Genomic DNA, 13,928 nt, shown 5'->3' on the forward strand with positions numbered 1-13,928 from the left:
GTATCAGTATCAACAAACTTGGCACACTATTGAGTTCTCAAACAACAGACACACCCGGCACCACCCAAACCAAACGGTCCAGGATCGCTCCGGAGCAACTTTTCAAACTTACCCGATCACCAACCGCTTTGCAAACCGGCGTATCCGCCGAATTCGAAGCAATGGAAGGGTCCCCAGCCAAAAAACCAGCACGGAAATCCGCACCATTTTCCAGGCCGTTCAACAAGGGGGTCGGTCGCTATCTTTCCGCTTCAGCGGCGGCGACTCGAACTACTCTACACACCAACCCGACCCGGAACAAATCGAGCCCTTAAGCAGGTGGATCCCCGGAAATCCGCGCCAGAACAGGGCGACGGACGCAGAAACCACGCCCCGGCGTCGAAAGTGGCCGGTGTGTGCTCGGTCACCGCCCGAACCCGCGGGAGCCGAAACCCCGCCGGCCTAGGCGGAGGCAGGGCAGCCCGGACTGGCGGCCCATGCCTAAACGCAAACATGCTTAAACGCAAAGAGGGCCGGCAACCATGTGGTTGCCGGCCCTCTTTCAAGCCACTGGCTTCAGGAGTGCTGAATTACCAGGAAGACTTCGTGATGCCCGGGAGCTCACCGCGGTGAGCCATGTCGCGGAAGCGAACACGGGAGATACCGAACTTCTGGAACGTACCGCGGGGGCGGCCGTCGATGATGTCGCGGTTACGCAGGCGGACCGGCGAGGCGTTGCGGGGCAGCTTCTGCAGGCCGAGGCGTGCGGCTTCGCGTGCTTCATCGGTCGAGTTGGGGTCAACCAGAGCCTTCTTCAGTTCGAGGCGCTTTGCAGCGTAACGCTCGACGATGACTTTACGCTGTTCGTTCTTAGCGATCATTGACTTCTTAGCCATGTGTTTAGCGCTCCTCTCGGAATTCGACGTGCTGGCGGATTTTGGGATCGTACTTCCGCAGGACCATGCGGTCCGGGTCGTTACGACGGTTCTTGCGCGTCACGTAGGTGTAACCCGTGCCCGCGGTCGACTTGAGCTTGATGATCGGACGTACGTCCTTGTCCTTTGCCACTAGAGCTTCACTCCTCGTGCCAGGATGGCGGCGACGACTACGTCAATGCCGCGTACGTCGATGGTCTTGATGCCACGCGCAGAGACCTGCAGGGTGACATTGCGGCGCAGGGACGGAACCCAGTAGCGCTTCTTCTGGATGTTCGGGTCGAACCGGCGCTTGTTGCGGCGGTGCGAGTGCGAAATGCTGTGTCCAAAGCCCGGCTCGGCTCCGGTCACCTGGCAGTGTGCTGCCATGACGACTCTCCTAATGAAAATAAAATGAAACGGCTGGCGGAGTTCCGCGTAGCCGTGCGACAGGCGGCGTCCGCATCCAGTCCCTACCGACTCCCGCAGGAATCCGGCAACCGGCGGAACCGGCTGCAGTCAGCACTGCGGCGAAGATTGTGGGTCACCGGCACCGGGCGGTGAACATCCGTAAGGAATCACTGCGAAGTGCCGGGATACTGGGCGAATACAGGAGTGCACGCAACTTGAGCCCCTAACTACCGGCCACCGGGAGTGCCTGATTTCTCAGCCATTTCCGCCAACCGGAGCAATTGCACACGCTCCGCGCCACCTAGCGCCTACCAAGTCTACGAGCTTGGCGAATTAAAGACCAATCCGGCCCTCCAGGGTGTATAAGCGTCCGTCGTCCTCCTGCAGGGAAGTCACATCAGCGGCGCAGTTCTTTCACAGCAAAATGAAAGGCAATGGGCAGACTCTGGATCCATGAACACACCAACCCAGACTGCCCTGCAGCCCGAGGCCCGGCGGGCGCCGGCCGGCGGCAACCCCTTCAGGGGCCAGCACCGCAGGCGGCTGTTCAAAGCGGACCTGTTGACCGTGATCGCCTGGGCGTCGGTGGCGGGGGCCGTGGCGTTGTGGCTGGCCGACGGCGGCGCTGCCGGCTTCTCCAGCGTCGCGGGGACGTTCACTGCAGCGGGCATCGTGGCAGGCCTCGCCGGGATGGACCTGGTGCTGCTCATGCTGCTCCTCGCTGCACGCCTCCCGGTCATCGACAGCGCGGTGGGCCACGACCGGGCCCTTGAGTTCCACCGCAAACTCGGAAAGCCGTCCCTCTACCTGCTGCTGGCGCACGGCCTCCTGGTCGCGACCGGCTACGGGCTGGCGGAGGGACTTAATCCCATCAGTGAGTCGGTCGCCCTGTGGGTTAATGTCCCCGACATGTGGCTGGCGTTCGTCTCCACGGCACTTTTTATCGCCGTCGTCGTCACTTCCCTGGTGGCCGTCCGCCGTCGGTTCCCCTACGAGTTTTGGTACGCCGTCCATCTGCTGACCTACGCCGCCGTGCTGACCTCGCTGCCGCACCAGTTCAGCGTCGGCGGACTGTTCGCCGAGGGCACCTGGCAGCGCTGGTATTGGCTTGCCGTCTGCATTGCGACGGGCGCCGCACTGCTGCACTACCGGGTCCTTGAGCCCATCGTCGCCACGGTGCGGCACCAGCTGCAGGTCAGCCGAGTGGTGGCCGCCGGACACGGCGTGGTCAGCATCGAAATGACGGGCCGGCATCTCGACGAGCTGGCCGGCAGCGGCGGACGGTTCTTCATCTGGCGGTTCCTCGCCCCCGGGCAGTGGTGGCACCCGCATCCGTTCAGCCTCTCGGCCGAGCCGTTGCAGCTCGACGCCGACGGCGGTGGCCGGCTGCGGATTACGGTCCGGAACCTCGGCCGCGGCTCCGCGAGCCTGGCCCGCCTGCGGCCCGGCACCCGGGTTGCGGTGGAAGGACCGTACGGGCTCTTCAGCACCGCGGCCCGCAGCCGGAGGAACGTCGTGATGATTGGTGCCGGCATAGGCATCACCCCCATTCGGGCGCTGCTGGAGAGCACCCCGTTCGCGCCGGGCGATGCGACCGTGATCCTCCGCGGCCATAGCCGGTCCGGGCTGTACCTGGGCGACGAGATTCTCGAGCTCTGCAAGCAGCGCGGCGCGACCCTGTTCCATCTGACCGGGCGCCGTCCCCGGGGCATCGAAACCTGGCTACCGGAAACCGAAGCCCGGGCCGGCTACCGGCTGGCCAGCTACGCTCCCCGCTTGGGCGACGCCGACGTCTACGTCTGCGGGCCCGCCGAGTGGGCAAGAAACGTCCTCGATGACGCGCGCCGGGCAGGCGTGCGGGAAGAGCAGCTCCATTACGAAAGGTTCGACTGGTGAGAATTCGCGCAGTAGTTTCAGCAACCCTGGCGTCGGCGGGGATCTTGGTGGCCGGCTGGCAGTCCGGAGCCCACGTGGCGAACACGGCCAGCGCCGTCGGCACGGCGGCTACCGCCGGGGCGGGCACGGAGCCGGGCACGGGTGCGGGCGGCGCCAACTCAGGCTCCGGCAATTCGGCGGGCAGCTCGGCGTCGTCGTCGGGGACCTCCGGCTCGGCCGGTTCCTCCGGATCGGCCGGAGCAGCGGCGAAGGCCGGCACCTTTACCGGCGACGTGGTGCAGACCCGCTTCGGGCCCGTCCAGGTGCAAATCACCGTCAGCGGAGGCACCATCTCGGATGTCACCGCCCTCCAGCTCACCGACGACGGCGGCCGCTCGGTACAGATCAGCAACTACGCCGCACCCCTGCTCCGCAGCGAGGTCCTCCAGGCCCAGTCCGCCAACGTACAAACCATCAGCGGCGCAACCGTCACTAGTGATGCTTATCTGACCTCGCTCCAGGCGGCCCTCGATGCAGCGCACCTCTGAGCGGGGCCGGCCGGAGCTGCGGGCCCGGACCTTCCGGTGCATGGGGACGGTCGTGAGCCTTACGGTTCCGGTCGGATCCGAGGACGGGACGTCAGCCGCCGACGCCGCACTGGCAGACGCCAGCAGCGTCGTCGAACAGCGTTTCGTGGAGCTCGATGCCCGCTTCAGCCTTTACCGCCCCGAGTCCGAGGCGAGCCGGCTGGCAAGCGGGGAGCTCTCGCTGCGGCAGGCCTCCCTGGAATTCCGGAACTGCTACGCCGACGCCGCTGAATGGCGCTTGCGGACAGAGGGCGCGTTCACGCCGGAACGTCCTGACGGGGTTCCGGACCTGTCCGGACTGGTAAAAGGATTCGCGATCAAGGAAGCCGGGGCCCTGCTGAAGGCGCGGGGGCTTAGCGACTGGTGCCTCAACGCCGGCGGGGACGTGCTGGTGGCGGGTTCACCCATCGCGGGCAGCCGGGCGGCGTGGCAGGCCGGGATCGTGGACCCACAAGACCGCACGACCCTGATCGCCGCTTACCCCTTGGGCGGCAGTACTGGTGCCAGCACTGGTGCCAGGGCGTTGGCCACCTCGGGGTCCGCTGAACGCGGTGACCACATCTGGACCCAAGGGGCCGGGGGTAGCGAATTCCGCCAGGTCTCGGTCGCCGCCGCAGACATAGTCACCGCCGATGTACTCGCGACGGCCATCGTGGCCGGCGGGGTCAGCATGCTCAACCGGGCAACCAGCGGCTGGGACATTGAAGTGCTCGCCGTCCGGAACGACGGCGGCATCCTCGCCACAGCCGGGTTCCGCGCCTGAACCTGGCCGGCTATTCCTTTGCCGCGGGCAGGGCGTTCGACGCCGCAACACGCGCGTACCAACGACCGCTCGCCTTGGGAATGCGGCGCTGCGTCTCATAGTCCACCCGCACCAGGCCGAAGCGCTGGTGATAGCCGAAGGCCCATTCGAAGTTGTCCAGCAGGGACCACGCGAAATACCCGCGGACGTCCACACCGTCCGCGAGGGCGTGGTGAACGGCCCGCAAGTGCGCATCGAAAAACGCCAGCCGTGCCCGGTCGTCGACGAAGCCCTCTGCGTCCGGAACGTCCTCGAAGGCGGCCCCGTTTTCGGTGATGTAGATCGGCACAGCGGCCGGGCCGGTGTATTCACGCTGCAGCCTGGTCAGCAGCCGGTGCAGGCCCTCGGGCTGGATCTCCCAGCCCATTCCGGTGACGGGCAGGCCGCGCGGCACCTGGCGGACGCCGTCGGCCGCGACGAGCGGCGATGCCGGTTCTCCGCCGGCCACGTCCCGGTGCGGTTCCGGGTCCGTGGTGAAGGCGTCCCCGTGGTAGTAGTTCACGCCCAGCACGTCGAGGGGCGCTGAGATGATGTCGAGATCGCCCGGCCGGACGACGCCGGCCATGCCGAGGTGGACCACGTCGGCGAGCACATCGTCCGGGTATTCGCCCTTGAAGAGCGGGTCCAGGAAGAGCCGGTTGGATTGTCCGTCGACCCTCCTGGCAGCATCGAGGTCCCCCGCCCGCCCGGGATCTGCCGGATCGGCCACCGTCAGGTTCAAGGTGATGCCCAGGGTCGCCTCGGGATCGAGCCGGCGGAGCGCGCTGACAGCCAGGCCGTGCCCCAAGAGCAGGTGGTGGACAGCCGCCAGCGCCGCGGCGGGGTCCCGGCGGCCCGGGGCGTGGATGCCCGCGGCGTAGCCGAGGAACGCGGAGACCCAGGGTTCGTTGAGCGTCGTCCAGATCCGGACCCGGTCACCAAGCGCCTCGTGCATCACCGCGGCATAGGCGGCAAAGCGCTCGGCTGTTTCCCGCGCCGCCCAGCCGCCCTTGTCTTCCAGCGCCTGCGGCAGGTCCCAGTGGTACAGCGTGACCCAGGGAGTGATGCCGGCAGCAAGCAGCTGATCGACCAGCCGCGAATAAAACGCAATGCCTTCCGGGTTCGGCGTCACGCCGTCGGGCATGCAGCGGGCCCAGGAGACGGAGAAGCGGTAGGCGGCCAGGTTCAGCTCCTGCATCAGCCCCACGTCCTCGGCCGAGCGGTGGTAGTGGTCGCAGGCAACATCGCCGTTGTGGCCGTCCGCAACGGCCCCGGGCACGCGGCAGAAAACGTCCCAGATGGAATCCCCGCGGCCGCCCTCGTGGGCGGCGCCCTCGATCTGGTACGCCGCGGTGGCCGCTCCCCACAGGAAGCCGGCAGGGAAGGTGAGGGGGCTGCTGTTCATCCTGTTGCTGCTCCTTGCATGAGGCGGCACGGCATTGGGCTAGAGGCGGGTCAGCTGGGGGTAGCGCGGCGAGAGGCCGTCGCCCGAGGACTTGCCGGTAACCCGACGCACCACCCAGGGCCCGGCGAACTCGCGCACCCAGCGGGCGTTCGCGCGGAGCGCCTCGGAACGGCTCAGCTCGGGTACCGGCGTCATCGGCGGGACATCGATCGAGTGGTCGTGTTCCAGCACGGTGAGGACCCGCTTGGCCATGTTGGCATGGCCTGCGGCGGACATATGCATGCGGTCGGTGGCCCACATGCCCCAGTCGTAATACTCGTTGAACCGCCAGTAGTCCACCAGCAGGGCATCGTGGTCCCCGGCGATGCCGCGGACGAGTTCGTTGTAGATGGCGGTCCGGCCGCGCATGGTGCCGAAAATCTTGGAGCCGCGCGCGTCGAAGCCGGTGAACATCACCACGGTGGCGCCGGTGGCCTTCAGCTTCCGGATGCCGTCGTCGTATTCCGCCAGCAGGTCATCGATGTCGATCTTGGGGCGGAGGATGTCATTCGCCCCCGCGTAGATGGTCACCAGCGTGGGTTTGAGTGCGACGGCGGCGTCCACCTGTTCGGCCAGGATCTGGCGGAGCTTCCGTCCGCGAATGGCGAGGTTGGCGTAGCCGAAGCCCGGGTCGGCTGCTCCCAGCTGCTCGGCCACACGGTCCGCCCAGCCCCGCACGCCGTTGGGGCGGCCCGGGTCGTCGTCGCCGACGCCTTCCGTGAAGGAGTCTCCGAGTGCAACATAGCGGGCTGTGAAATCCATGGAGCCAGTCTGCCATCCGTTGCTGCGAGCAACCAAGGGCCCGCGGCCGGTCCCGTCAGGCGGGAGGAGGCGTGTTCTCCCGCAGGATCCAATGGCCGGCGTCGAGCCGGGACACGATCTTCTCGCCGATGCGGGCCAGGGCGGCGACGTCGTCCGGATCAAGCGCGTCCAGGAACAGGGCCCGGACGGACTCCACGTGGGCCGGCGCGAGCTCCACGATCGTGGCCATGCCGGCGTCGGTGAGGTGGGCGGTGGTGACGCGGGCGTCCCCCGGGTGCGGCCGCCGCTCCAGCCAGCCACGGTTTTGGAGCTTGGTGACAACGTGCGAAAGCCGGGACAGCGACGCGCTGGTGCGTGCCGCGAGTTCACTCATGGGCAGGTACTGCCCCTCCGCCTCGGACAGCATGGCCAGGACGTTGTAGTCGAAGAGCGATAGCTTCCCGGCAGCATGCAGCTGCGTGTCCAGCGCAGCCGGCAACAGGGTGTTGATGCTGAGCTGGGCCAGCCAGGCCCGGCGTTCGTCGGCGTTGAGCCAGCGCGGTTCGGTCATGCCTCTATTCTAGGAGCCTCGATGCTTGACGGTTCAACATCGAGGCTGCCGCCACTCTGCCGCGGGCAGGCGGTAGGCTGGCGCCATGTATGTAGTCTCCCTGACCTACAAGGTGCCCGAAGAGATCGTCGACTTCCACCTTCCGGCCCACGTCACGTGGCTGCAGGATGCGTTCGACCGCGGCGTGTTTCTGGTGGCCGGCCGCAAGATCCCGCGCACCGGCGGCCTTCTGCTCTCCAACGCCGACCGCGCCGACCTGGACGACGCCCTGGCCAAGGACCCCTTCTACGTCAACGGTGTGGCTGACTTCGACGTCGAAGAGTTCCACGCCAGCCGCGTCGCGCCCGGCTACGAAAACCTGCTGGACAGCTAGCTCAGCCGGCCAGGAGCTTCTTCAACCCGCCCTTACGTGGGACTTTCACCGGGGCGGGCCAGCGCGGGCTGAGCTCATCCCCCAGCGTGACGCCGCGGAGTTTGCGGCCAAAGAGGGGCAGCACCCAATCGTGCACCCAGCGGCGCTGCCGGCGTTCCCAGTCGCGCAAGCCGAGCCTGGCGGGGGGTTCCCACTCCTTGAGGCTGATGTTGTGCGGCACGCCGAGATGGTCCAGGACCTGCGCTGCAAGGTATTTGTGGCCGGCCTTGGACATGTGGAGCCGGTCCGCATCCCACATCCGGGGGTCGTGGAAGGCATCGAAGCACCAGTAGTCCACCAGCACCGCCCCGTACCAGGCAGCCAGCTCACGGACGCGCCGGTTGTAGAGGGTGTTGCGACGCTTCAGCGGTTCCAGCAGCACGGAGACTTTAACGTCGAAACCCGTGAACAGGACCACGGTGGCGCCGCTTGCAGCCAGCTTCGCCACCAGATATTCGTAGTCATCCATCAGATCGTCGATGTCGGTTCCGAAATCCAGGATGTCGTTGCCGCCGGCATACAGCGTGACCAGGGTCGGTTCCATGGCGAGCGCCGGTTCCAGCTGTTCGGTGATGATGTGGCGGAGGCGTTTGCTTCGGATCGCGAGGTTGGCGTATTCCCACCCGGGTTCGGCTTTGGCCAGCTTCTCCGCGACCCGGTCTGCCCAGCCGCGGACCCCGTTGGGCAGGCGCTTGCTGCGGTCTCCCACGCCCTCGGTGAACGAGTCCCCCAGTGCAACGTAGATCCGCCGTCCGCCCGGTCCCGGTTTTAGAAGGTTCTCGGCCACCCGTCCAGGCTATCCAGTGCAGTCGACCGGCAAGGAACGGCGGCGTGAACACCAGGGGACAGCAGCGAACAGCAGCTGAACCGCGTGCTTTACCCGGGCCGGCCGGGGCCGGGGTTGCAGCTTGAAACTGGACAGCAAGGCCGGGCTTTGCAACGATGGGGCCGCCGGTGCAATGGAACCGGCCGTGAATTCGGGAAGAGATAGGGAAGTGAGCATGCGCATCGCAATGATGACCGCTGCCACGGTCAGCGGGGTGGCCACTTTGGCCTGCTACGCGGCCGCGCAACTGCCAGCCCTTTCCCGGCAATCCGGGCCCGCCGCGGCCTGATTCCCCGGAAGCACCCGGTTCACACCGGAGTCGAATGCTGGCAGTCCCCTGCCCACTTACCGGCCCCCTCCCGTGCTGCTGCCCGCCCGGGGCCGGAACCATCCGATTCCGAAAGATTCAGCCATGCAAAAACTCACTCCCCAGCAGATCCGCTCGTCCTTCATCAATGCGAGCCGGTCCGAAGCCGCAAAACTCAACCTGCCCATGAACTTCGACACCCTGGACTGGGAGAGCCTCGACTTCCTCGGCTGGCGGGACGCGAAGATGCCGCTGCGCGGGTACCTGGTAATGCCGGGCGCGGACGGTCCCACCGGAATCATGCTCCGGGCCCCTGAAGGCGGCGCCAAGAAGAACCGTTCAGTCCTGTGCGAGCTGTGCCGCGACATCCTCTCCAAGGACGATGTGCTGCTCTGGGTAGCCAAGCGTGCCGGGCAGTCCGGCCGCAACGGCAACACGGTGGGGACCTTGATCTGCGCCGAATTCGGTTGCTGCCGCAACGTCCGGGTCGAACCCCCGGCAAACGAGATCAACCCGGATCCGGCCGCCGTCGTGCTGCGCCAGATCGACGGCCTGGCAGGGCGGACCACACAGTTCCTGCAGCGCGTGCGGGCAGGGTAGCGCCGGCACAGGCAACGCCCGCGCTGCCCCGGGATCAGCGCAGGACGATATCCACCGGGTTCGCCTCGGAGCGCCACACGCCCTCCGTGGCGGACCCGCGGGCGATCACCGGGGCCGTCAGGACGCCGGAGCGGTTGGTGCGCTTATCCCGCAGGATCTCAGTGACCGAGCCCAGGTGCCGGGACAGGTCGATCACGTTTTCCGGGGCGGCAAGGAGCAGCTGGAAGCCGAATTCGTGCAGCGCCTTGATGCCGGCGCCGGCGAATTCCTCCGAGGCCAGCACGAACGCCTCGTCCATCATGACGGTGCCGTAGGTGGTGAAGCCCTGCTCGGCGATGCCCAGCTGGTAGCTCAGGGCCGCGGCCATGATGAAGGCCGTAAAGCGCTGCCGCTCGCCGCCGGACATGGAACCGGTGTCCGCGTGCATGAAGACCTCGGTCCGCTTGCCGCCGTTCCTGCCCGCTTTCGACCCCTGCACCTCGCGGTGCTCCTTGCACTGGATGAAGAGGTGACCGCGGACATCCAGCACCTCGGCCCGCCAGCGCCGGTCCTCGGGCGTCTGCGAACCGAGCCGCTTCACCAGTGTTTCGAGCGACTTATAGCGGCTGGTGAGCTCGGCGTCGTCGTCCGCCTCCGCGCCGGCGGACCCAGCGGCCGGCCCAGGGGCCTTCCCTGTCCTGGCGTGGCGGACCTTCAGCGCGTTTTGGATTGCGTCCTTGAACTGCTTTGCGGTTGCCGGGAGGGTCTGCTTGATGTCTAGTTCCAGGAAGCTGCCTTCGTGGAAATTCACCTCGGAGAGGATCCCGTTCAGCGGCAGGATCCTGCTGGTGATGGAGCGGCGCTCCTCGTCCAGCAGGTGCAGGAGCGTGCTGAAGGACTCGTGCGTGCGCTGGTTGAAGAACTGCCGGAACTCGGCCTCCTGCGCGGGCAAGCCGTCGCTGACAATCGCGTGATACCGGGCCTCGAACTCCCCGGCGGCCCCGATTGAGGTGCCGTGGTCCGCGGAGATCGCCGTGCCCCACTCGCGGACGAAGCCTTCGAAAATGCGGGTGAGCCGCTCCGAGGTGGCCTGCCCGCGCGAATCGGCCACGTGCAGCTCGGCCAGCAGCCGCGTCCGGACCTGGTTGGCGAGATTGTCCAGCTCGTACATCTCCAGCACGTCGCCGAACTCCGCGAAGTAAGGTTCCAGCGCCGCGACGGTGGCATCCGACGGCGGCTGCTGGGCCAGGCGCAGACGTGCCGCGTCAAGCAGGGAATCCGCCGTGGTGAGCTGGGCGTCGAGGGCCTTGTACTCGCTCTGCAGCACGGCCGCGGCCTCGGTGCTGGACTGGTGCTTCTGCCGGGCGACTTCGATGTTGGCGCGCAGCGGCTCGAGGTCGGCCTGCGCGGCGAGGGCATCCTTGAGCCGCTGTTCGATCCGGGCGAGCTCGTCGGCGGCCACTACCGCGGAAACCTGTTCCCACGGCCGGTGGTCGTCAGCCACCCGGCGCAGGGCGTCGAGCTGTCGGGTCATGCCCTGGTGGGATTCTTCCCGGCTCTGGGCCAGCTCGGCTGCCTTGGCGAGTTCCTGCTGCAGGTCCTCGACCTGCGCCGCGACCAGTTCGAGCTTGGCGGCATTGTCGAAGCCGAGGACGTAGTCCTGCCGCGAGGTGAAGCGGTCGTCCTTTTCCACGGTGTGGCGGTTGCGCTTGACCACGCCGCCCAGGCTCAGTCCCTTGTCCAGCCGGGCAAGTTCGTCCGGATCCTCGACGCAGGGGTAGGCGAAATCGAGGGCGATCCGCTCCCGGATCCATTCGCCCGCCTCCGCGGCCGGCCCGGCGGTGAGGATGTCCAGTTTGGTCAGCAGGTCGCCGTCGGCGGCGTCCTGCACGGCCAGCGCCCCGCCGGCGAGCGGCTTCGAGACGTCGACGGCGCGCAGTGCCCCGCGGACCGAGTGGTCGTTGAGGTAGCGGGTGACGGCGGCGAAGTGCTCGCCGGGGACCAGCAGCGTGGTGGCGAGGCTGCGCAGCGCACGCTCGGCGGCCGGCCTCCACTGTTCCTGCCCCTCGGCCAGGTCGATCAGCTCGCCGCCGAACGGCATCTGCTCCTCGGGAACGCCGGTGGCCGCCGCGATGGCGCTGCGGTTTTCAATGCTCGACGGCGGCAGCAGGGACTTGCGCGTCTTGAGCGAGACGAGTTCCTGCTGGGCGGCGGCCAGCTCCCGCTTCCTGGTCGCATGGCCGTCGAAGGCCTCAAAGCGCAGTTCCTTGAGCGCTTCCGAGTCGTCCTTGAGCTCGGCCGAGCGGGCGGCGGCGTGCTCGTGCGCCTGCTCCCAGCCGGCGGCGGTCCATTCAAGTTCCAGGCCCGCGTCGGTCAGGGCCTTGCGGGCGGATTCCTCGACCTGCTCGCGGAGTTTGAGGCCCACCCGGGCGTTCTCCAAGGACTGCTCGATCGCTGAGATCGCGTTGCCGCCCTGGTTGTTGTAGTCCGCCTCAAGCTGCCGCAGTTCCTGGGCGAGGCCGTCGCGGATACCGCGTTCAGCGCCGAGTTCCTTGGCCTTCGCCTGGGCCAGGTCCTTGAACCGGGCCAGTGTTTTCTCGTGGACGGTGACGGCGAGCTGCTGCTTGTAGGCCTCGAATTCCTCGCCGGCGAGGTCGCGCAGCCGGTTCGCGTCGAGCAGGGACTGCGCGTACTCCTTGTTCAGTCCGGGGACCGGTGCGAGTTGGTCGCGCTGTTGCCGGACGTCCTCGAGGCGCTGCCGGATGGACATCAGGTTGCTGAATTCCTCGACGACGTCGTCCGCGGCGGCCAGTGTGGCCGGCGCATCGAGGACCTGGTCGCGGAAGAAGGTGTTGACGCTGCCGCCCAGGCCCTTACCGGCCTGGATGACACGAAGCAGCGGAAGGGCCTGGTCCGAGTTGATCCCCAGCAGGCGCCGGAAGCGCTCGGCGAAGGCCTTGTGGACGTCGAAGATCTGGGCGTCCGGGAAGATCGCGTCCAGCGCCGCCTTGGTGAAGCGCTTCTCCGCGATCCCCTCGAGCGCGGACAGATCCAGCGGCTTGTTGTCGATCAGGTAGTACCGGCCGACGCTCGACTCGGTGCCGTTCTTCGGCAGGTCGAAGAGCGCCGAGATGGTCACGCGGGTGCCGGCAGCGTTGTCGAAGGTCAGGGCGACGGCGGACCAGGTGGCCCCGGGGCGCTGGAAGGCGCTGGCCGAGCCCTCGCCGACGGCTTTGTCTCCCACCTTGCCGCGCATGTACGTAAACGTGGTGCGCTTGTCCTCGACGGCGCCGCCGGCACGCTGGGCGGCGGCCTCGTTGGAGCGCGGCCGGGCATCGAAGACCCGCAGCATGGCGTCGAACAGCGTGGACTTGCCGACGCCGGAGTTGCCGGTCAGCAGGGTGCCGTTGCGGTCCACGTGCATCGTGTGGGCGCCATGGAATGTGCCCCAGTTGACCACCTGGACGAGGGCAAGGCGCATCTGGCCCGGGTTCGTAAGCTCGCCCATCGGGAGCATGGTTGCGATGCTCATTCGGCTGCCTCCGCTTCGTTGGTGGACGGGTCGGGTGACGACGACGGCGATGCCGCCCCCGCCCCTGCGCCGCGCAGCTGATCTTCGATCAGCTCAGCGCGCGGCTCCGACAGGCCCGATGCCACTCCCGGGGCGGCATCGCCGTCATCGTCGTCGCTGGTCAGGTCACCTTGAGCGTCGTCCCCTGAGTCGTCGTCCGTGTCGTCGTCGCCGGAGGTCCCCGGGTCGGCGTCGAGTTCGATCAGGGGTTCGGTGCCGGAGGGGTCGGTGCTGGCGGCGATGAGGGCTTCGATTTGGGCCGGGATGTCGCCGATGTTCTCGAAGGGGAGGGCCAGCGGGAGGGCGTTCGAGATGGTGTAGACCTCGTCCAAGCCGGTGCTGAGGAGGAGCTGGCGGGCCAGGAGCTTGGTGATGGCGCGGGTGACGACGTCGGCGTCGCGCAGCGCGTCCTGTTGGCCGGAGGGCTGGTAGTGGGCCACGAGGTCGGCGATTTCTTCGCGCGTGATCGTGGGGTCGGTCTGGGCGGTGACGTGGCGGTCCAGCAGCAGGCGCAGGCGAAGCAGCACGATGGTCTCGACCCGGCTCAGGGCCCGCTGCTGGCGCAGGATGCTGGAGCGGGTGCTGCCGCCGATCGCCTCCGGGTCCACCGGGCGCAGCACTGCCACCTTGCGTTCGTGGTCCAGCTGCAGCGTCAGGAAAAGTTCGGAGAGCCGGCTGCGCAGGATGAGCTGGTTGTCCAGCAGCGTGGTCCACAGCTTCTCGTCCCGGCCGCCGTCGATGTACGGGCCCTTGAGGAGCTTCACGAGGGCCTGGCGTACCTTCATCGGGAGCACGCCGGTGTCCCCCGGGAAGAAGGCAGCGCCGTCGACAAACGTGTCCCGCGGGGTGACGGTGAAGGGATCGGCGGGAACGTGCTCCGGCCCTTGCTGGGGCTCCGCGTCGTGTGCTTCCAGGGAAACTTCGGTCATC

At 67.5% G+C, this 13,928-nt stretch carries 15 protein-coding genes; 6 read left to right on the forward strand and 9 right to left on the reverse strand.

The genetic code is table 11. The features are described 5' to 3' along the window. A partial coding sequence (locus tag AC1DK9_RS12325; RefSeq protein ID WP_476916107.1) for a hypothetical protein occupies nucleotides 1-314 on the forward strand: 314 nt, incomplete at its 5' end. Nucleotides 315-569: 255 nt separating this feature from the next. Here the strand turns inward: AC1DK9_RS12325 and rpsN are convergent. The 3 genes from rpsN to rpmB are packed head-to-tail and all read right to left on the reverse strand — an operon-like array spanning nucleotide 570 to nucleotide 1,283. Beyond that, complete coding sequence (rpsN, locus tag AC1DK9_RS12330; RefSeq protein WP_043485315.1) at nucleotides 570-875, reverse strand: 30S ribosomal protein S14; 306 nt, start codon at nucleotides 873-875, stop codon at nucleotides 570-572. Between the two features lie 4 nt (nucleotides 876-879). Continuing rightward, nucleotides 880-1,047, reverse strand: coding sequence for a 50S ribosomal protein L33 (gene rpmG, locus AC1DK9_RS12335; RefSeq protein WP_056737121.1), 168 nt, complete (start codon nucleotides 1,045-1,047; stop codon nucleotides 880-882). Continuing rightward, a complete protein-coding gene (rpmB, locus tag AC1DK9_RS12340) occupies nucleotides 1,047-1,283 on the reverse strand; it encodes a 50S ribosomal protein L28 (protein WP_011693744.1) in 237 nt (78 codons plus the stop codon). The genes rpmG and rpmB overlap by 1 nt, the downstream gene beginning before the upstream one ends. A 474-nt stretch (nucleotides 1,284-1,757) precedes the next feature. Here rpmB and AC1DK9_RS12345 point away from each other — a divergent pair, with 474 nt between their 5' ends. Genes AC1DK9_RS12345 through AC1DK9_RS12355 form a run of 3 tightly spaced genes read left to right on the forward strand, consistent with a single transcriptional unit; the run spans nucleotide 1,758 to nucleotide 4,529 of the window. Continuing rightward, a complete protein-coding gene (locus AC1DK9_RS12345; protein WP_476861572.1) occupies nucleotides 1,758-3,200 on the forward strand; it encodes a ferredoxin reductase family protein in 1,443 nt (480 codons plus the stop codon). Then, a complete protein-coding gene (locus AC1DK9_RS12350; protein WP_476861571.1) occupies nucleotides 3,197-3,727 on the forward strand; it encodes an FMN-binding protein in 531 nt (176 codons plus the stop codon). Before AC1DK9_RS12345 ends, AC1DK9_RS12350 begins: the two co-directional genes overlap by 4 nt. 40 nt (nucleotides 3,728-3,767) lie before the next feature. Continuing rightward, complete coding sequence (locus tag AC1DK9_RS12355) at nucleotides 3,768-4,529, forward strand: FAD:protein FMN transferase (protein ID WP_476861570.1); 762 nt, start codon at nucleotides 3,768-3,770, stop codon at nucleotides 4,527-4,529. Nucleotides 4,530-4,539: 10 nt separating this feature from the next. On the opposite strand, the gene AC1DK9_RS12360 is transcribed toward AC1DK9_RS12355, so the two are convergent. The 3 genes from AC1DK9_RS12360 to AC1DK9_RS12370 are packed head-to-tail and all read right to left on the reverse strand — an operon-like array spanning nucleotide 4,540 to nucleotide 7,303. Beyond that, nucleotides 4,540-5,952, reverse strand: a complete 1,413-nt coding sequence (locus AC1DK9_RS12360) for a GH1 family beta-glucosidase (RefSeq protein ID WP_476916108.1) — start codon at nucleotides 5,950-5,952, stop codon at nucleotides 4,540-4,542. A 39-nt stretch (nucleotides 5,953-5,991) separates the two neighbouring features. After that, nucleotides 5,992-6,753, reverse strand: a complete 762-nt coding sequence (locus AC1DK9_RS12365) for an SGNH/GDSL hydrolase family protein (protein ID WP_476861568.1) — start codon at nucleotides 6,751-6,753, stop codon at nucleotides 5,992-5,994. A gap of 55 nt (nucleotides 6,754-6,808) precedes the next feature. Continuing rightward, nucleotides 6,809-7,303, reverse strand: coding sequence for a MarR family winged helix-turn-helix transcriptional regulator (locus AC1DK9_RS12370; protein ID WP_476861567.1), 495 nt, complete (start codon nucleotides 7,301-7,303; stop codon nucleotides 6,809-6,811). 85 nt (nucleotides 7,304-7,388) lie between these two features. On the opposite strand from AC1DK9_RS12370, the gene AC1DK9_RS12375 reads away from it, so the two are divergent. Further along, nucleotides 7,389-7,676: a YciI family protein gene (locus tag AC1DK9_RS12375; protein ID WP_476861566.1), complete on the forward strand. Its 288-nt coding sequence runs from the start codon at nucleotides 7,389-7,391 to the stop codon at nucleotides 7,674-7,676. Between the two features lies 1 nt (nucleotide 7,677). Here the strand turns inward: AC1DK9_RS12375 and AC1DK9_RS12380 are convergent, their stop codons facing one another. Further along, entirely contained in the window at nucleotides 7,678-8,502 is an 825-nt protein-coding gene (locus AC1DK9_RS12380; protein ID WP_476861565.1) for an SGNH/GDSL hydrolase family protein, read from the reverse strand. 451 nt (nucleotides 8,503-8,953) lie between these two features. On the opposite strand from AC1DK9_RS12380, the gene AC1DK9_RS12385 reads away from it, so the two are divergent. After that, entirely contained in the window at nucleotides 8,954-9,448 is a 495-nt protein-coding gene (locus AC1DK9_RS12385) for an FBP domain-containing protein (protein WP_476916109.1), read from the forward strand. 34 nt (nucleotides 9,449-9,482) lie between these two features. Here the strand turns inward: AC1DK9_RS12385 and AC1DK9_RS12390 are convergent, their stop codons facing one another. Together AC1DK9_RS12390 and AC1DK9_RS12395 are read right to left on the reverse strand one after the other, a co-directional pair. Next, nucleotides 9,483-12,959, reverse strand: coding sequence for an ATP-binding protein (locus AC1DK9_RS12390; protein WP_476916110.1), 3,477 nt, complete (start codon nucleotides 12,957-12,959; stop codon nucleotides 9,483-9,485). Continuing rightward, a complete protein-coding gene (locus tag AC1DK9_RS12395) occupies nucleotides 12,956-13,927 on the reverse strand; it encodes a DUF4194 domain-containing protein (RefSeq protein ID WP_476861562.1) in 972 nt (323 codons plus the stop codon). Before AC1DK9_RS12395 ends, AC1DK9_RS12390 begins: the two co-directional genes overlap by 4 nt. Nucleotide 13,928: the final 1 nt, after the last annotated feature.

This window comes from Arthrobacter sp. 01T414, assembly GCF_056398965.1.